Here is a 19,103-nt window from a genome sequence, read left to right on the forward strand (position 1 = left end):
CCTCAGGGCGTTGGGCATAGCCGGAGCGGACCTGACGCAAAAGAGATATGAGCGTATCCCCTACCAGGGCATCTACTTCGTCCAAAAAAAGAACTACGGGCTTGTCAGACAGGGTGCTCCAGTATTCAAGCGTCTGATGCACAAGGTCGTTGACAGGCTGTCTTTGGCCATGCTCAGTTAACCAGTTAAATACTTCCGGCATGTGCAGTTTTCGGCGAATGGCTCCAGCAATGACACTACAAATAGCCGGTATACCTTGGGTCACATCCCCTCTCGCTGCCTGGGCTCCTTCGATATTGGCATAGGCGCAGCTGTAGCGGCCCTCTTCATTGATGGCTTCCATCATGGCCAGCAGTGTGGTTGTCTTGCCGGTCTGGCGCGGGGCATGCAGGACAAAATAGCGCTTGCTGTCAATGAGGTGTTTAATTTCTGCCCAGTCCAAGCGGTGCAAGGGATCAATATGATAGTGATCCCTGGGAACAGTGGGCCCGGCATTGTTGAAAAAGCGCTCCATGATAAAATCTCCTCATAATTGATGGTCAAGGTCTTTGCTATATCTGATTTTTATAGCTTAAGTCCAAAACCATGAGTTTGCAAGGCCGGGATGGAGGAGAGCATAAAAGGTACTATGCTTTTTCCGCGACCCTGCACGGAAAAAGTGGGGCCTTGAGAGAAAATAGTATTTCCCTCTTTCAACCAGCTGATGCACAATCCTTGTCTTGTCCACATAGGTGTGTCCCTCTTCAATGATCTCTCGGAGGGTACTCACCCAGATGGGCAGTTTTTTCATCGTTTCTCCTTCTGCGGCGTTGTCAGGGATGTTTTGTAGTACTATTGCTATTCTTCAATAGTTGTGCGCAGTTTCTCGAAAAACATAACTGCCTGTTTTTCATTACCTTTTATTGTTTGGAAAAACCATATGCTCTTGATCACTGCTCTTGCTTACTCTTGACCTGAGTCAAGGACTAATCAACATGATTTACATCATATTTGTAACTGTTCAGCAAGATCAATAAGAAGACCTGGACCCCTGATCAAGTCCGGGGTGACGGTTAGAGCAAATAGTTGGCCTTTTTCGTCATTCCGGCGAAAGCCGGAATCCAAGGTATTTTAATAATTTTATAGCAAATGTGGTGAATAGATACCCCTTTTTTAATATTTGTAGATCAGCAAATAATTTTTACAGTTAAACCAGCTATAGTGCTGATAGTCTGTGGAAATTCTGTAAATATTTAGTTTTCATCCGGAAAGAAAGACTTTCCGGATGGAGACTATTTACAAACCCCAGGGCATATATATTCCGGCTTGATTGTTGAGTTGTTTTATAAAAAATATGAGTAACTGTTCAGCACAGTTCTTTCATAGGATATAAAGCCTCTGTCCTGTTTGGTTTTTCGCATTGTTGCTTGTTTGACCGGCCTTGAGCCCGTTAGCCGGAATCATGGCTGAAACACCATCTCCCGGCTACTGGAAAACATAATGATTATGGCTTAAGGGCTCACGCCGGGAGTTTGCAACAAAAGAAAACCAAATTGGACAGAGGCTGACAGTATGGTGTACAGTTTCAGTCTTTTAACTCAATTCATCGGTATCAATGGGAAGCTCCAAGTAAAACACTGTCCCATGTTCTTTGTCAGACACAAACCAGGTCTTGCCCTTGAGGTATTCTTCACCCAGGAGCTTGATGCTGTGTGTTCCCAAACCCCTGTCACTGCCTTTTGTTGAAAACGAACGTTTAAATATCTGTAACTGCACATCTTCTGTGATTATCTGACTGTTTTTCACCCAGAAAACTACTTTACCATTTTTTCGATTCAGACCTATCTCAATCCTGTCCCCGGCATTAGACGCTTCAAGTGCATTTTTAACCATATTTCCCAGCACTCTGGACAACTGAACAGGATCTGAGTAAAAAAATACCTTGTCAGCTTCGGGGGCAATTAAAATTTTCTTGTCCTGACCCACAGGATGCCCTGAGTATGCTGAAGATACGTTTCTTAAGATATCTTCAGAGTTAATCCGTTCAAATTTTGCCTTGAGCTCATGCGCTTCTGCTGCGCTTAATGATTTTTGAGCCTTGATTTCCTCCACCACTGATACAGCCTGCTGTAAAGCCAGTTCCAGCAGTTCTTTATCTTCTCCTTCAGCTGTTTCTGAGGTTATTTCCAGGACTCCTTTTACGCCTCCGACTGCGTTTAATATGTCGTGGAAAAAAATTCTTTCCAGAGCCTTCTTGCGCTTTTCTAAACTTATGTCGGTTATGTGAAAAAAGAAATATTTATGTCCATGATGCTCAAATACAGCTGAGCTGACCCTCAGATCAACAGCCTCGTTTTCTCCTCGTGCGTCCCTGATAAACCGGCATTCTTCACTCCTGGCACCCCCGGCCATGCTGCCCAGGAGAACCTTATAAGATCCGCAATGGTTGCAGAACTGCGTACTGCCGCAGCCTTCCTTACTTCTAATAGCATGAACACAACCCAGTATATCTCCTGTGCGCATTCCCATAACAGCATTTAGATCAGAAAAGCCTGTTGCTACAGTCAGGGCTTTGTTGCCAAATACCATCTGCCTTCTATCATTGAGAATCAGAATAATCTGAGGAATATTATCCATAAAAAACTTGAGCAATGGGATGGCCTCAATGCTCTGTCTCTGGGCCAGCACCTCTTCCTGAGAGTATTTTTCAAGAGTGAAAATCTGTTCTTCTGGTTCTCTTACATCAAAGGGATCTTTGTAATTAAAATCCTGTGTACTCATATCAACCTGCAACTTTAATATTATTGTAACAGTTTAGCCACTTGCACGTGGCACGGAGACTGGATTTCCCAGTCCTTGTTTTGTTAAGTCAGCTTTATACATCAAAAAAGGGGCGTGGTTCCAGCCCCCAGTTTAACTTAGAAGCTCCTCCCCCGGGCGGCCCGGGACCGAACCTGCGAGTAACTGTCTTTAAAGTGGAGCCTGCATCCTGCAGGCTATTTAATTCCAGGCGGCTGGAAGCCGCCTCCACCTTGAAGAACAGTCCCATATTTGGAAATTGGGACAGTCCCCGCGAGGTACTTTAAAAAAGATTGATGCTGCATTGGTTCCTGGAAGAAATTTGCTTAAATGATAAAATTTACACAGCGAGGGACAGTCCCCCTCCGGGCTGTAAGCCTCCGGGCAGGAAGCTGTGCCAGGCGCAAAGCTCTCATCTTTGACGGAACTTTTCTGGCAAATGTGCATCAATCAAAGCAAAAATCGTAAAAATTTGATAGCTGTAACTTTCTGAATTTATTATCAAAATAATTATAGTTACTTGTAAGGGCTAAACTGAAACAATTATTGAATTGTTACCAATCGACTGTGACAAATAAGATGAGTTTTTCATAGCCAACAACAAGCACAGTAGTAATTGACTTATATCCAAAAACATATTTTTGGACACTACTTGGGTCCATACCGGCAACAGGATCCTTTTACCTGCTGAACAGGGAGCATTACGCGTTTCTGACAACCAGACAGGGGACAGTCCCGAAGCCAGGGACAGTCCCGGTGCCAATGCATGATAAACAGCTTTTAACCCCAAAAAAGCTGTGACAAACACATCAATTTTTTCAGTTTTCAGAAACGCGTCATGCTCCCGCTGAAAAAACATGTAATAAAAAATCCCGGCCAGCCTGATGGCCAGCCGGGATTTATGTTAATGTCTGTAAAAAAATCAGTTACTTACTCTTTTATTCAGGTCCCAGACCAGATCTGCTTCTTCAAACTTAGGCAGATATTGGAACCATTGGTGAGTATCCAGATGCTCCTGACTCATCTGCAGTTTGCGGCTGTGTTCTTCTATGGGAGGAACAACTTCATAGATATCGCCCTCCAGATCAGGGGCAATGCCGTAGTTGGTTGCCTTCATGGCCAGATTGACTGCCTGCTGGCTGTACTGCTGAGAACTGGCCAGAGTATCTATGGCCTTGGATGGATTGTGGAAACCAGCACTGTTTTCAGCAGAAACCCAGTCCCAATACCACTGACCCTTCCTGATTCTTTCCCTGGCCTGAATCATCAGCTCATCAAAGTCAGCTCTTTTGAAACCCCGGTATTCAGAAGCCAGACGAACAGCCTCATGAGCCTTGACTGACAGTTCCTGGGCAATCATAAGCTGTTCCCAGGTCCGTTCCTGGCTATATATTACTCTTTCCTTGAGATAGTCAGGCTGCTTGTCAGAATGGCATTGCAGGCAGGACTGCTCAATGTGTTTCAGGGGAGAAGTCCATCGGTGAGAAGAGATCTTTTTCTTACCATCCAGACGGACATAGGGCATATGACAGTCAGCACAGGATACTCCGGCAGCACCGTGAGTACCGTCCTGCCACATTTCAAACTCAGGGTGCTGGGCCTTGATCATGGGCGTGTCAGAAACAGGATGAGTCCAGTCTATAAACCAGCCTTCAAAGCCTTCTCTCGTGGTAGAGCCAAAGCTCTTATAATACTCATATGTTTCTGGTGGGTTATAGCCTTGTGTCCATGGGAATACAGGCTTGGCTGCTGCCCCAAATTTGGGATCCTGAAAATAGTATTCAACATGGCACTGAGCACAGACATAGGAGCGCATTTCATTTCGGGTGGCATTATCCAAGTCAATTCCAATCTTTTCAAATGCATCTCTTAAAGGCACGCTGGTTATCCGCAAATCCATTGTTTCCGGCTCATGGCAGATATTACAGCCAATGGTATGGTCATCCATGTCATGTTCTTCGCGAAACTGATGAAACTCCATGGCCCAGAAGTCATCGCCATATTTTTCAACATAGCCAGGGACCTTGTTGCTTTTGCAGTTCCAGCATGTAGAAGGCAGGCCTGCCTGCTCACTGTATCTGTTGATTCTGTCAATATCCAGGACATCATGTACAGCATAAGTATGGCCTCTTGCCCGGTTGTATTCAAAGCTGAAAGGGTAACCGAGCCACAGGTTTTTCAAGTAGGGCTGGCAATATTTATAAGCCCTTGGCAAATCACCGCACAAATGCTTTTCATGAGGAACAGAACCACCATATTCAGTCATCTGACTGTCATCTTCATTTTGAAGATATGTCTGGTAATGAATGGGAAAAAATGGCTCAAAAGCACTGTTTCGGTCTTCGCTTGCGTCCAGAGTTGTTTCATATGATGGGGTTACAGGATCCGGTATCTCTGTACAGCCCGCCACAAGATAAAAAGCAAAAAACATGAAAACTATTGCAAAGTATGTCTTACTCATCAGCAACCCTCCTTTGAGATATGGGCAGACTTCTTAAGTGAGGAACCTGTCGGTGGCAATCAGTACAATTAGGCTTGACGGTTTCAACATTAAGCGTGGTCATGGTATGACACCTGGTACAATTGTCATTGACCACTTCCTTTGTCCTTTCTGAAGCATGAATGACATCATATACAGTACCAAAAGTATTTTTATACATGTCTTTCATACCTGCGTAAGTCTTAAAGGTCATTTTGGGCATGAACGGGTCCGGCGTATGACATTCATTGCAGTCCAGCTGGGAGTGCACTGACTGCTGATGGGTACGCACTGCCTCGTACATGAGATGACAACTGCCGCAAAATTCGGCCTGATCCGTCGCCTTCATGGTGAATCCGGCTCCGGCTGTAAGGGCTATACCCACAAGCAGTATGGCCAGTACCGCCACAAGGGATATCCCTTCCTGTTTCTTCATACATCCACCTCCTTTTATCTTTGCTCCGAAGACTATTCTTCGGCTATGAGCGTGCTCAAGAGTTCAAAGTTATGTAAAATTATAGCCATTTGTATGTGGCATTATGGCATGACCCTTTTATTTTATAAATATATATCACTTCAGAGCTATGGACAGTCAAACATAATTTTAATGCTTTAAATCTGGCACAAAGGAACAGATAGATTTAGATATTAAGGCTTTTAATGAAGACAAACCATGTTCATAGCGGGCTTCAAATTCTTTAAGATATAATGGAAAACTTTCAGGTGAGAATTTGTGGTACCTGTCCAGCATTTCAAAACACATGGTCCAAAAAGATGATTCAGCCTCAAGGCTACGTCTGTGATCCAGAAAGTTATCACACCGTGTCTTTTTTCTAAGATATGCGCAACAGGAAAAAAGAAGATACCCATTTTCACCAGGATAGTCGCAGACAAACATGGATCTGCAAAATCTTTTTCTGGTCTGCATGAATAGCACTTCTTTAACATTCAGGCTGGGTACATACCCTACCTTAACTCCAGTGCCTGCGTACCTGACAGAAAATACAGGGGCATTCTCTCCCAGGCAGTGCTTGAACCTGGCATCACCCTCGGCCATGCTGCAATACGTTCTGATCTTTAGTGGATTTTCCAGGAGGGGAATAAAAGTTTCGTCTCTGATCAAAAGGCTTGAACGAATAACTTTGAGGGATTTATGGGCAAGATTATAACTGAGGTTTAAACTGCGGGCAATACTGGCTGCTGACCAGCCACTTATATAATATTTGATAATTTCTTCCCATGAGTTATGATCAAGAGAACAATAATTCAACCAGCGACCGGAAAAGTCATGAAATGTGTACTTGCAAAGAGAACACCTGTATCTATCACCCTTGAGCATATATATATTTTTGTTGCTGCACCTGGGGCAAAAGATATATCCGTCTTCCCAGCAAAATTCATGTAATGATGTATTATCCATCTTTGTCCAATTGTCAGAATAGTATGGATTCCCCAGTCAGGCTGGGGAATCCATAGCTGGTAGCATAATTAATGGGGTGAATCGTTACCAATACTCAAACTTAATCACTCCTTAGCCAAGTATGGCCTTAAGATCTTCATCAGGGGTGGAAATGGGTTTAATGTCATAATTTTCAACAAGATAATTCAGCACATTACCGCTCAGGAAGGCAGGCAATGATGGTCCAAGCCGGATATCTTTGATTCCAAGAGCCAGCAGTGAAAGAAGAATCGCCACTGCTTTCTGTTCATACCAGGACAGAATCATAGACAAAGGCAGGTCATTGACACCGCACTCAAAAGCATCAGCGAGAGCCATGGCAATCTTAACTGCGGAATATGCGTCATTGCACTGACCAACATCAAGAAGCCTGGGAATCCCCCCAATATCACCCAGATCCTTATCAAAAAACCTGAACTTGCCGCAAGCCAGAGTCAAAACCACGCAATCCTGTGGAACCTTCTCCACAAACTCAGTGTAGTAGTTGCGCCCCGGTTTGGCTCCGTCACATCCTGCAACCAGAAAGAAATGCTTAAGGTTGCCGCCTTTGACAGCCTCAATGACCGTTCCTGCTATAGACATAACTGCATTTCGTCCAAAACCCACCATAACATGTCCTTTGTCTTCATCATCTGCAAAGCCGTCCATGTTCAGGGCCTTATTGATTACCGGGCTGAAGTCTTTATCTTTTTCTCCTTTGCCAGCCATTCCTGCGGCGGCCTTGATGCGCTCCAGCAGAGACAAGCTTCCCTTATCACCATTGGCATGTGTAACTCCTGGCCAACCCACAAGTCCTGTAGTAAAGATTCTGTCCTTGTAAGAGTCACGGGGCTTCTGAATACAATTGGTAGTCATGAGAATGGGGCCTGGAAAAGCATCAAATTCCTTATGCTGATTTTGCCAGGCTGTGCCGTAATGCCCATGAAAATGGGAATATTTTTTGAACTCAGGATAACCGTGACAAGGAAGCATCTCTCCATGAGTGTAAATATTAACACCCTTACCCTCGGTCTGCTTAAGAAGCATTTCCAGATCCTTGAGGTCATGACCTGAAACCAGGATTGCCTTGCCTTTTTTAGCTCCAAGAGGCACTTTTGTTGGTTCAGGGTGTCCATAGGTTTCAGTATTTCCGGCATCCAGAAGCTCCATAACCCGAATGTTGTTTCTTCCGCATTCCATGGCCAGTTCAATCCATTGTTCAAGGCTCAGGTCCTGGCGCAAAGTTGAAGCAAGGGCTCTCTCTACATATTCATAAACCGCATCATCTTCCTGACCAAGTATAGCAGCATGATCGGCATAGGCGCAGATCCCCTTGATACCATAAATTACAGTTTCTTTCAGTGAATGAATATCTTCATTGGGATCCTTTTCCACCATGACCCCATGCTTTTCTCCCTGAGCTACCATACCCTCTAAGCTAACCTCGGGTGTAAAGGAGGCAGCTTCAGAATTGGGAACAGATCCCCCTGCATCTGACACCTGGGATCTGAGTTCATCACGTAGTTTGACAGTATCTCTAACCAGCCCTGCGATTCTTTCAGAATCAAAATTTACATTGGTCAGAGTTGAAAACATGGCTTCAGAAATAAACCGACCTACTTTTTGGTCTGCTACATTTTTTTCCCTTCCAGCCATTGCAACCTCTGAAAGCCCCTTAAGAGCAAAAATCAGAAGATCCTGAAGTTCAGCAGTATCAGACTGTTTTCCACATACGCCAACCTTTGTACATCCCTCGCCCTTAGCTGTCTGTTCGCACTGATAACAAAACATAATTATTCTCCTTGTATGGTTTAAGTTCAAATTACTACGTTCCCCTGTTCGTTCTGATTGCTAACCTACATCTTTATTGCTATAACACATTGACCTAAGTCAAAAGGATTCAAAAAATGAAAAAAAAACTGCAAATATTCCAAATTTTTTCCTCCCTTCCTCAGGAGCATATTAAAAGTCTGGAAAAAATTTCACAGACGAGAAAATATTCATCAGGAAAGACCATCTTTATGGAAAACGATCCTGGAAATGGCTTTTACGGAATCAGTGAGGGCAAAGTAAAAATATACAAAAGCTCACCTTTTGGAAAAGAGCATATTTTGCACATTTTCGGACCTGGAGAGATATTTGCAGAAGTTGCGGTCTTTGCCGGCATGAACTTTCCAGCCAATGCCCTGGCTCTTGAGGACAGCAGCTTAATATTTTTTCCCAGAAACAGATTTCGTGCTTTGCTGGCCGAAAATCCTGATCTGAGCATGAATCTGCTGGGCCTTATGTCCATGCGTCTCAGGCAAATGGTGGCTAAAGTCGAGGAATTGAGTCTCAAGGAAGTTCCGGCCAGGCTGGCTGCGCACCTGCTTTTGCTGCGTGAAGATACAGGTAAAGACGAATTTCAGCTCGATGTAAACAAAACTCAATTGGCCGCGCTACTGGGGACTATTCCGGAGACCCTGTCCAGAGTGATTCGCAAGATGAAAGAAGAGAAAATGATTACCATTAAGGGAAGCAAGGTAGGCATTCTCGACATTAACAATCTTAATAATCTGGCAGAAGGGTCTGTCAAACTTTGATTGAGTTATCATCATGTTGAGTGCCACTGGCTTTCAGTGGGTTGTGTGACATCAGCCTTCTGAAATAATTGACATAAAATTGTAGTTACTTGAAGGATGGGTATTAACCATGAAAGAGTTTGCAATTTTTTTCTGGGTTTTGTCCCTTTGCGTTTTTTGCCCGGCTGTGGCAATGGATGAGAATCACGAATTTTATGAAATTCCAGCATGGCCTGAACTAATCGATGAACTGCGCCAGGGAGGTTTTGTGCTTTACATGCGCCATGGCAGAACAGACTCATCTCAGCCGGATCAGGTCCCCATGGATCTTGATGACTGCTCTACACAGCGTCCCCTCACTGATGAAGGCAGACAGGAGATCATTCAGGTGGGACAGGCTATAATAGACTCCGGCATACCTGTTAAAGATGTTGTAAGCAGTCCTTTATGCAGGGCAAAAGAATCTGCACGACTGGCATTCGGGGACAACATTGTGGTGGAAGAAAACCTTATGTATACAGCTCATCTGACCAGTGAAGAAAAAATACCAATAGTGGAGAAAACCAGAGAACTGGTATCAAAGCCTGTTGAAGAGCCGGGTATGAACAGAATACTCGTAGCCCATGCCCCAAACCTGGCAGACTTGATGGATTACTTTCCTGAAGTCGAAGGAACAGTTGTAATCTTTAAACCGTTGGGCCAGGGCGAATTTGAATACATGGCCAGCATATTACCTCATGAATGGGGTCAGTTTATACCATGAAACCTGCTGCCAAATCATATCTGACTCAAATTCTGAAGTTTCTGTTTCCGGTTGCGCTCATGGCTTTACTGGGCGTAACCGTTACTGTAGCTTCACTGTATACTCTTAAACAGCAGTCAGATTCAAGCCTGAAACAAAATATCAGTCAGTTAGACATCATTGTTGAAGCCAATGAAATCAATGAAAGCATTGATCAACATCATAACATCATAAGTGATGCGCTGGATGCTGCACTGGCAGGTGAAAAATCCATGCTGCAGCTTTATCGGATACACTCGCGGGTTGTTGATAAAATGGCTGTACTTAGTGACAGAGTGAGCAGTCTGGCTGACTCCATAGTGTCTCTTGACATGATTTATGCCAGTGAAGTTGAAATGATGCTTGATGAGTTTGCAAGCTATCGCTCCTTTGTGATCATGGCCACTGACATCATAGCCATAGATCCTGATGTAGCGCAAAGGCACATTATTGATGCGCAGGATCATTATATTCAATACTCCTACCATGCCCTCAGGGTATCATCCCTGCTCTCTGAGTCCACGAGAAACTCCATCACCCATGGAGCAGAGCTTATCAACAATGTTTATTATCGATCTTTATGGTCCAGCATTCTGGGTCTGATAGTGGTGACCGCTATTGCGGGCTTTATGGCCAGATCCATGACCAGAAGCCTGCTTGATCTTGTGGAAAAGACCAGGGAAGCCAGTAAAGCCAAAGGAGAATTCCTGGCCAATATGAGCCATGAAATCAGAACCCCACTCAATGGGATTATCGGCATGACCGGTCTGCTGTTAGACACTCCTTTGAACAGGGAACAGGGCAAATATGCCCGAACCATACAATCCAGCGGCGAAAGCCTCATGCACATAGTCAATGATATTTTGGACTTCTCCAAGATTGAAGCCCGGAAAATGAATCTGGAAACAAGACAGTTCCATCTTGGACTCCTTTTAGATGAAGTTGTGGCCATCCTGTGTTTTAAGGCTGAAGAAAAAAATCTGACTTTCGGATACGAAATAGCTCCTCAGGTACCCAAAGTGATACATGGTGACCCTGACAGATTAAAACAGATATTAATCAACCTGGCTGGCAATGCCATCAAGTTCACTGAAAAGGGCAGTGTATCCATCCAGGTATCCCCTGAAAACATGCACGACAAACATCTCACGCTTATGTTCAGAGTCAGTGACACCGGGATAGGAATACCAGCTCATATGCAGGACAGGCTGTTCTCACCCTTTTCACAGGCAGACGGATCATCATCAAGAAAATTTGGAGGAACAGGTCTGGGCCTGGTTATTTCAAAGCAACTTGCTGAGTTAATGGGTGGATCTACGGGTTTTGAAAGCGTTGAACATCAGAGATCTGTTTTCTGGTTTACTGCCCGGTTTACAGTTGGCGATCAAAGCTGTGTCCAGGAACTTGAGCAGAGCTCTGAAACGAAAACCAATGCTCAGCAGTATACAGATTATAACAGTCTGAAAATCAGAATACTCATGGTGGAGGACAATCATACCAATCAGCAGGTAGCCACAGCTGTACTCAAAAAGATGGGTATTAACAATCTTGAATTCGCGGGGAATGGTCTTGAGGCTTTGAACATTCTAAGCTTGAGAAATTTTGATCTGATCCTCATGGACTGTCAGATGCCTGAAATGGACGGCTTTGAGGCTTCGCAAAAAATCCGCCAGGGCCAGGCCGGAAAAGCGGCACAAAACACTCCCATCATTGCCATGACCGCTTATGCCATGGCTGGAGACCGGGAAAAATGCCTGCAGGCCGGCATGGATGACTACCTGACCAAACCCATCAATCCTGATCTTTTGCGCAAGACAATAGACAAGCATTTAACCTTGACAGCACCACATGAAAAAGAAGCTCCACAGGCTGAACCTGCAGAGGGACAGAGCCAAAATCTATACCCGGCACAGGGCATTGATACCTCTGCTATTCTGGATGAGTCGGGATTCATGGACAGGGTGGGTAATGACTGCGAATTGTTTGCTGAAATACTTGGCATCGCCGGCAAAGAGCTGCCTGAACGTGCTGCACAATTGTCTGCAGCCATGTGTGAAAAGAACATCGAATCAGTAGCCCGTATCGCTCATAATATCAAAGGTACTGCTGCCAATATTTCAGCATCAAGACTTCAAAAGGTAGCACTTGACCTGGAAATGGCCTGTACAGCAGACGATCCGGACCAGGTCTTGACCCTGGAGCAGGAATTGAAGAAGGAACTTCACATTTTGATGAATTTACTGAATGAAAAGCTTGGCAGCAATGATTGCAAGCAGGGCAATAATTAGCTATTCTCCAAAAAAATCCCTGTACCATTCAACAAATTTACTTATCCCATCTTCAACACTGGTGTCCGGCTTATAACCCAGATCCTGAATCAAGTCTTCTACATCAGCATAAGTACTCGGCACATCCCCTGGTTGCAGAGGCATGAAATTGATTTTGGCTTTTTTACCAAGAACCTTTTCCAGGGTTTTGATAAAGTCCATGAGCTGAACTGGATTGTTATTACCAATGTTATATAGCTTGTAGGGAGCCTTAGAGGTACAAGGGTCGGGTTTTTTGCCGTCCCAGGCCTGATTGCCCTCAGGTATACGGTCTATTACCCGGATTACTCCTTCAACTATATCGTCTATATATGTAAAATCCCTTTGCATATCACCGTTATTAAAAACATTCATTGGCTTGTCATGGAGAATGGCCTGGGTGAACAAAAATAGAGCCATGTCCGGACGCCCCCAGGGTCCGTAGACTGTGAAAAATCTGAGCCCGGTGCAGGGCAGACCATAAAGATGGGCATAGGTATGAGCCATTAACTCGTTGCTTTTTTTGGTAGCTGCGTACAGGCTGATGGGATGATCCACATTATCATGGGTGGAAAAGGGCTGGACTTCATTAAGCCCGTATACACTGGAGCTGCTGGCAAATACAAAATGTTCCAGATTATTGTGTCTGCAGCATTCCAGAAGGTTCACATAACCAACCACATTGGAATCCACATACGCATGGGGGTTGGTCAGGCTGTATCTTACTCCTGCCTGAGCAGCGAGATTGCATACCCGGTCAAACTGCTGCTTCTTAAAGAGCTGCTCCAGATTATCGCGGTCCTCAAGATTGAGCTTAACGAATTTAAGGTTGGGATACTTGCCGGAGGTAAGAAGCCTGTTGTATTCATAGGGTCCGGAAAAGCCTGAATGTTCAAGACGGCCATACTTAACCCCCACATCATAATAGTCATTGATATTGTCAACGCCCACAACTTCATCCCCGCGCTTTGCAAGGGCAAGGGCGAGATGGAATCCAATAAATCCGGCTGTGCCGGTGATTAGTATTTTCATAGTGCCATTTATTAGTTACAGGTTGTCAGTGACCATGCTCAGGGAGAGCATTGCTATGCCCGAAATATCCTGTCAGGTATATCCGAGAAAAATCCCCTGGTATCAAGGACCGGAGCGCTCAGTGCATGAGGGTTGATGTCTTTATAAGCCTGGTGTGCCGTGCACAAAATAATCAGATCATAGTCTCCTTCCCATGGGCTTGACTTCCTGCCTGCATAATGAGCGTATTCCCTTGACGGCCTTATGACAGGAACAAACGGGTCATTATAATAAACCTGCGCTCCTTTGTGCTCCAGAAGTTCCATAATTCGATATGTCGGAGACTCACGGTCATCATCCACCTCAGCCTTGTAAGCCAGTCCAAGCAAGAGCACCTTGGAGTTTTTCAAAGGCTTTTCAAAATCATTGAGTACTTCTGTAGCACGCTGTACCACAAAATAGGGCATGGATGTATTGATCTCCCCTGCAAGCTCAATAAATCTGGTGGCTACGTCGTACTCCCTGGCCTTCCAGGTCAGGTAGAATGGATCAATGGGAATGCAGTGCCCCCCAAGCCCGGGCCCCGGATAAAAAGGCATAAAACCAAAAGGCTTGGTGGATGCAGCCCTGACCACTTCGAAGATGTCAATATCCATCTTCATAAATGCAGTTTTAAGCTCATTGACTAAAGCAATGTTTACACTTCTGAATATATTTTCCATGAGTTTTACTGCTTCTGCAGCCTGAGTAGATGAAACAGGAACGACTTTATCTATAACTTGTCCGTAAAGGGCAAGGCCTGCTTCCATGCAGTCCGGAGTAACTCCGCCGCAAACTTTGGGGATGGTGCGAGTGTTGAAGTCAGGATTTCCCGGGTCTTCACGTTCAGGAGAATATACGAGGAAAATGTTCTGACCAACTGAATACCCAGCCTTTTCAATGCGTGGTTTCAATTCTTCATCTGTTGTGCCGGGATAAGTCGTGGACTCTAAGGAAATAATCTGGCCGGGCCGCAGGTGAGGCAATATCTCTTCTAAAGACGAGATCACATATGACAGGTCAGGTTCACGGTGCTTATCCAAAGGAGTTGGCACACAGAGGATCAGAGCGTCAGCTTGCTCAGCTTGAGAAAAGTCGGTACTGCACTGGAGTTTGCCTGAGTTTACGTAAGTTTTGAGGGGTTCTGAAGGGATATGTTTGATATAACTTTTGCCAAGCATGAGCTGGTCAACTTTGGCCTGGTCAACATCCAGACCAAGGACCCGATAACCTACCTCTAAATAACGCAGTACCAAGGGCAGCCCAACATATCCCAGACCCACTACTCCGATAAGGGCCTGACGCGTGTTGAGTTTGTCAAGTAATGAAGTTTTCATTTGAAACCTTTCAATTGCTGAAGGAAAATGCAGGTTCACCCCGCAACATGGTGAACAGTTACACCAATTTTAAAAAAACGACGAAGAAAGACTATCTTTTATCACGAAAAAAAGCTATTCAAAAAATGAACTTGGCTACAAGCTCTCGAGTCTCATATCCCCAAAAAAAAGAGTTACTGAATTTATTCAGTAACTCCTTGAAATATTTGGTGGGCCACCAAGGAATCGAACCTTGAACCTCCGGATTAAGAGTCCGCTGCTCTGCCAATTGAGCTAGTGGCCCACTTTGTGTATCTGCAGTCAATGAAACGAAATTTCTAATTCCACTTCATACCAACTGTCAAGTGAAACTTTTACTTAAATGAACACCAAACTGAGAATTTTACTTACACTTGTTGCAGGGATTGTAGTTTTTTTAATTGCAGGAAGTGGAAACGCCCGGACCGGACCTCCTGCAGATACTTCCCTGCAGGCCTATTATCTGCCTGAGGATAAGTACCCGGAGTATCAGGGGCTGCTGGTTTTCAAAATCCATCCTGAACCAGGAATTTATACCTACTCCTTTGATCCAGGTCCCACTGGTTACCCTACCCGTTTATCCATAGACGGCCACCTCGCTGATGAGCTTAACATTTACTACCCGCCCGGAGTTATTCAACCCGATCCTTTTGAACCAGACCAGATGGCCTCTGTATATGTTGGAGATGTTCCTGTTTTTATTGCCATTCCCAATGATATTGATTTGAGCCAGACAGTGTCGGGCAGGGCATCTTTTTTACTATGCTCGGATAGAAATTGCTGGCCAGTCAACCAGCAGTTTGAATATGATTTGCGCAAACTGACCCGGCAAGACCTGAACAATATTAACAACACCGAGTGGTGGCCCAGCTGGACAAGTGCAGTACCCCAGGGTACCGATGTTTACTGGACTGCCATTATGAACCAGGATTCTACAGATCAGGAGGTCAGGGAATACAACTTCCAGGTAAGATCTTTTACTCCAGGACTTGAAGTACGCAGTATCTTTAAGGCCGCTCTTCTGGCAATCCTGGCGGGTCTGATTCTCAACTTCATGCCATGTGTTTTGCCGGTCATCAGCCTTAAGCTGAGAGGAATGATCCCGGATAATCATGGAAGCAACATTTTGCAGCACAAAAATGCCTTTCGCAAACACAACCTTTTTTTCGCTCTGGGCATGCTTCTGTTTTTCAGCATTCTGGCCATTGTCATTTCCATAACCGGAATGGCATGGGGTCAGATATTTCAAAGCCCCATAGCCATTGTCATATTGAGCGCCGCAGTATTTGGTCTGAGTCTGAGCCTTTTTGATCTGTATGATCTGCCCATGATTGACCTTAAGTCCAAAACCCAGACCAGAAACAAAAACCCCAATCTTGAAGCACTGTCCACCGGCATGCTGGCTACCCTGCTGGCAACACCATGCAGCGGTCCATTCCTTGGAGGTGTTCTGGCGTGGGCTCTTACCCAGTCGCCAGCAACTATTGCCATTGTACTTTTGTGCGTTGGGCTGGGCATGGCTGCCCCGTATATTGTGCTGTCCTTTTTTCCCTTTATGGTGCGCTTCCTGCCCCGGCCTGGCAACTGGACACTGTATCTTGAAAAAGGTCTGGGTTTTTTACTGCTGGCAACCTGTATTTATCTGATTACACTTCTGCCTGAAAGCCTCATCATGGAGACCCTTATTCTGTTCTGGATTATCGGAGTGGGAGCATGGATCTGGGGCAAATGGACCAATTACAGTCAAAGCACTCTGAAAAGAATTGGTATTCGAGGTGTTGCAGTTACACTGGTTCTCTTGGGGGCTTTTGTACTTTTTAAACCAAGAGCCTACTACCCTGCAGTATGGATTTCTTTCAGTCAGGACCGGTTTGAACAGGTTCTCGGACAAAAGAACTTTCTTGTGGAATTCACTGCGGACTGGTGCCCTAACTGCAAATTCCTGGAAAAAACAGTTTTGACTCCTGCCCATCTTGAACGAATAGGTGAAGAGTTTGACATGCTTTTTTTAAGGGTTGATCTGACTTACCAGAATCCTGCCGGAGAAAATCTTCTAAAGTCGTTGGACAGCATGAGTATTCCACTCGTTGCATTATTCAGTAAAGACAATCCCGAAAGTCCTCTGATTCTGCGCGATCTTTTTACTCGCAATCAACTGGCCAAAGCCCTGGACCAGGAATTTAAATGAAAAATAGTTAAATGCGGAAAGGAAAGACTTAGGGTTCCCTGTGTCAGCAGCGTTGTGCACACAACCCGCAGTGATGTATTCCTGAAATTCTGCCAGCGTGAAATTATACAAGAGGTTACATAATTTCAGTAAGTAAGCCGCTAATCTAAGGTTCAATAATTGACTGCCCACCCATATACGGCCTCAACACATCAGGAATTATAATACTTCCGTCTTCCTGCTGAAAATTTTCCAGGATAGCCACCATTGTCCGGCCTACTGCCAGCCCTGACCCATTCAAAGTATGTACAAAGCGCGCCTTTTTCTCCTGGGCCGGCTTGAATTTGATATCTGCCCTGCGTGCCTGAAAGTCTTCAAAATTTGAACAAGATGATATTTCCCTGTATTTTCCCTGGCCTGGCAGCCAGACCTCAATATCATAGGTTTTAGCTGAACCGAAACCCAGATCTCCGGTGCACAGCGTAACCACCCTGTAATGCAGTCCGAGAAGCTGCAAGATTTTTTCTGCATGACCGAGCAGGATTTCCAGTTGATCATAAGATTTATCAGGATGCGCGAACCAGACCAGCTCAACCTTGTTAAACTGATGCTGCCTGATAATGCCTTTGGTGTCCCGGCCATGAGAGCCTGCTTCAGATCTGAAGCATCCAGTGTACGCCACAAAGCCCTTAGGTAGATCACCTTCCTGAATAACTGCATTTTGGTAGATGTTGGTCAGCGGAACTTCTGCAGTGGGAATCAGATAGTAATCCCAGTTTTCCAGTTTGAAAAGATCAGACTTGAACTTGGGTAACTGACTGGTACCTGTGAGGCTCTGGCTGTTAACAATCATGGGAGGTATTGTTTCCAAATAGCCATGCTCTGAAGTCTGCACATCAAGCATAAGATTGATAAGAGCCCTTTCCATCCTGGCTGCCCAGCCGAAGTAAAATACAAACCTGGACCCAGTCACCTTGGCAGCAGTCTCAAAGTCCAGGCCTTTAAGCTCGGTTCCTATCTGCCAGTGCTCTTTCGGCGTAAAGGAAAAACTCGGGGCCTGTCCCCACTGGTGTACCTCAATATTATCTTCATCATCAACACCTTCAGGCACATCATCGTGTACGAGGTTGGGAACAGACATTACCCAGTCCTGAACTTTACTGTCTATATCTTTGAGCTGAGCATCCAGGTCCTTAATTCTAAAAGAAAGATCTCCGAGTCCCGACATCAGCTCTTTCGCATCCTCACCGTTTTTTCGGGCCTGAGCCACTGCTGCGGAGGCCTTGTTGCGCTGCATTTTAAGCTCTTCTGTCTGTTGAATTATTTTTCTTCGCTCAACATCCAGATTCAGGAAATATTCTATATCTAAGTCTGATTTGCGTTTTTTGAGACTTTGGGCAACAATTTCAGGATTTTTACGAATAAATTTTATATCCAGCATTTTTTCTCCGGCTATGACGCTAAGTGAAATATTAAAACAGCTATGTGAGGCGCTTTGAACATCAGCCATGGGACCTGATTTTCCTGCCCAAAAATATTCATTTTGTCAAAGAAAAGGATGCCATCGCCTTGCGGTGAGGCAGAGATTTGCATTGCAGGTACAGACAGCTTTTCACTGGAAGGATGTCCGCGAAAACATATCCTGTGTCTGCCTTTTAAGTCTGGCTTACTGTCTATGGCCAATAATTCTTTATTAAGTAAGGCTGAGGTTAACCCAAAACTATGGTGGTAAGTTACTAAAAATCAGCATTTTTTACTGACAGCACATACTCTTACAATTTTTTTTTAAAAAATGTTAGCACTCACCCTTGACGAGTGCTAACAGTATGTTTATAAGTCTCACTGCTTTTGATTGATCTCAAAAAAATCAAATAAAAATCTTTTACGGAGGTATTAATTATGAATTTGAAGCCGTTGCACGACCGGGTTCTGGTCAAACGACTCGAGGAAGAGGAAGTCACCAAAGGTGGAATCATCATCCCTGACACAGCCAAGGAAAAACCCATTAAGGGTGAAGTAGTGGCAGCAGGACCTGGCAAAACATCTGATGATGGCAAAGCAGTTCCCATGTCGGTAAAAGCAGGAGACAACGTGCTTTTCAACAAGTACGCTGGTACAGAAGTCAAGATAGATGGTGTTGAGCACCTGGTAATGCGTGAAGACGACATTCTGGCCATCATTGAGTAAT

General features: G+C 44.7%; 15 protein-coding genes and 1 tRNA gene. 5 read left to right on the forward strand and 11 right to left on the reverse strand.

Annotated elements, in window-relative coordinates:
- The 7 genes from LZ23_RS06790 to hcp all read right to left on the reverse strand — a co-directional run.
- Positions 1-514, reverse strand: a 514-nt coding sequence (locus tag LZ23_RS06790; protein WP_045212710.1) for an AAA family ATPase, incomplete at its 3' end; no start/stop codon positions are given.
- A 57-nt stretch (positions 515-571) separates the two neighbouring features.
- Positions 572-790, reverse strand: coding sequence for an AAA family ATPase (locus tag LZ23_RS24950; protein ID WP_045212712.1), 219 nt, complete (start codon positions 788-790; stop codon positions 572-574).
- Between the two features lie 782 nt (positions 791-1,572).
- Positions 1,573-2,760: a sensor histidine kinase gene (locus LZ23_RS06800; protein WP_052507167.1), complete on the reverse strand. Its 1,188-nt coding sequence runs from the start codon at positions 2,758-2,760 to the stop codon at positions 1,573-1,575.
- A gap of 940 nt (positions 2,761-3,700) precedes the next feature.
- Positions 3,701-5,239 carry an ammonia-forming cytochrome c nitrite reductase subunit c552 gene (locus LZ23_RS06810; protein WP_045212716.1) on the reverse strand — a complete coding sequence of 513 codons (1,539 nt, stop codon included), beginning with the start codon at positions 5,237-5,239 and terminating at the stop codon, positions 3,701-3,703.
- Positions 5,232-5,693, reverse strand: coding sequence for a cytochrome c3 family protein (locus tag LZ23_RS06815; protein ID WP_045212717.1), 462 nt, complete (start codon positions 5,691-5,693; stop codon positions 5,232-5,234). Before LZ23_RS06815 ends, LZ23_RS06810 begins: the two co-directional genes overlap by 8 nt.
- A gap of 168 nt (positions 5,694-5,861) precedes the next feature.
- Positions 5,862-6,677 carry a transposase gene (locus tag LZ23_RS06820; RefSeq protein WP_045212718.1) on the reverse strand — a complete coding sequence of 272 codons (816 nt, stop codon included), beginning with the start codon at positions 6,675-6,677 and terminating at the stop codon, positions 5,862-5,864.
- Between the two features lie 111 nt (positions 6,678-6,788).
- Positions 6,789-8,486, reverse strand: coding sequence for a hydroxylamine reductase (hcp, locus tag LZ23_RS06825; RefSeq protein WP_045212720.1), 1,698 nt, complete (start codon positions 8,484-8,486; stop codon positions 6,789-6,791).
- Between the two features lie 116 nt (positions 8,487-8,602).
- Between hcp and LZ23_RS06830 the strand changes: the two genes are divergently transcribed.
- The 3 genes from LZ23_RS06830 to LZ23_RS22400 all read left to right on the forward strand — a co-directional run bounded on the left by LZ23_RS06830 (position 8,603) and on the right by LZ23_RS22400 (position 12,325).
- Positions 8,603-9,277 carry a Crp/Fnr family transcriptional regulator gene (locus LZ23_RS06830; protein WP_045212722.1) on the forward strand — a complete coding sequence of 225 codons (675 nt, stop codon included), beginning with the start codon at positions 8,603-8,605 and terminating at the stop codon, positions 9,275-9,277.
- Positions 9,278-9,386: 109 nt separating this feature from the next.
- Positions 9,387-10,019, forward strand: a complete 633-nt coding sequence (locus LZ23_RS06835; RefSeq protein WP_045212723.1) for a histidine phosphatase family protein — start codon at positions 9,387-9,389, stop codon at positions 10,017-10,019.
- A complete protein-coding gene (locus tag LZ23_RS22400; protein ID WP_084590925.1) occupies positions 9,998-12,325 on the forward strand; it encodes a response regulator in 2,328 nt (775 codons plus the stop codon). Before LZ23_RS06835 ends, LZ23_RS22400 begins: the two co-directional genes overlap by 22 nt.
- On the opposite strand, the gene LZ23_RS06845 is transcribed toward LZ23_RS22400, so the two are convergent.
- The 3 genes from LZ23_RS06845 to LZ23_RS06855 form a co-directional block, all read right to left on the reverse strand.
- Complete coding sequence (locus tag LZ23_RS06845; RefSeq protein ID WP_045212725.1) at positions 12,326-13,375, reverse strand: NAD-dependent epimerase; 1,050 nt, start codon at positions 13,373-13,375, stop codon at positions 12,326-12,328.
- 53 nt (positions 13,376-13,428) lie between these two features.
- Positions 13,429-14,730, reverse strand: a complete 1,302-nt coding sequence (locus LZ23_RS06850) for a nucleotide sugar dehydrogenase (protein ID WP_045212726.1) — start codon at positions 14,728-14,730, stop codon at positions 13,429-13,431.
- Between the two features lie 207 nt (positions 14,731-14,937).
- A tRNA-Lys gene (locus tag LZ23_RS06855) sits at positions 14,938-15,013 on the reverse strand.
- Between the two features lie 78 nt (positions 15,014-15,091).
- Between LZ23_RS06855 and LZ23_RS06860 the strand changes: the two genes are divergently transcribed.
- Complete coding sequence (locus LZ23_RS06860; RefSeq protein ID WP_045212728.1) at positions 15,092-16,936, forward strand: protein-disulfide reductase DsbD family protein; 1,845 nt, start codon at positions 15,092-15,094, stop codon at positions 16,934-16,936.
- 145 nt (positions 16,937-17,081) lie between these two features.
- Here LZ23_RS06860 and serS read toward each other — a convergent pair whose 3' ends face one another.
- Positions 17,082-18,356, reverse strand: coding sequence for a serine--tRNA ligase (serS, locus tag LZ23_RS06865; protein WP_045212760.1), 1,275 nt, complete (start codon positions 18,354-18,356; stop codon positions 17,082-17,084).
- Positions 18,357-18,814: 458 nt separating this feature from the next.
- Here serS and groES point away from each other — a divergent pair, with 458 nt between their 5' ends.
- Complete coding sequence (gene groES / locus LZ23_RS06875) at positions 18,815-19,102, forward strand: co-chaperone GroES (protein WP_045212731.1); 288 nt, start codon at positions 18,815-18,817, stop codon at positions 19,100-19,102.
- Position 19,103: the final 1 nt, after the last annotated feature.

This window comes from Desulfonatronovibrio magnus (assembly GCF_000934755.1).
In the GTDB taxonomy this organism is placed as follows: Bacteria; Desulfobacterota; Desulfovibrionia; order Desulfovibrionales; family Desulfonatronovibrionaceae; genus Desulfonatronovibrio; species Desulfonatronovibrio magnus.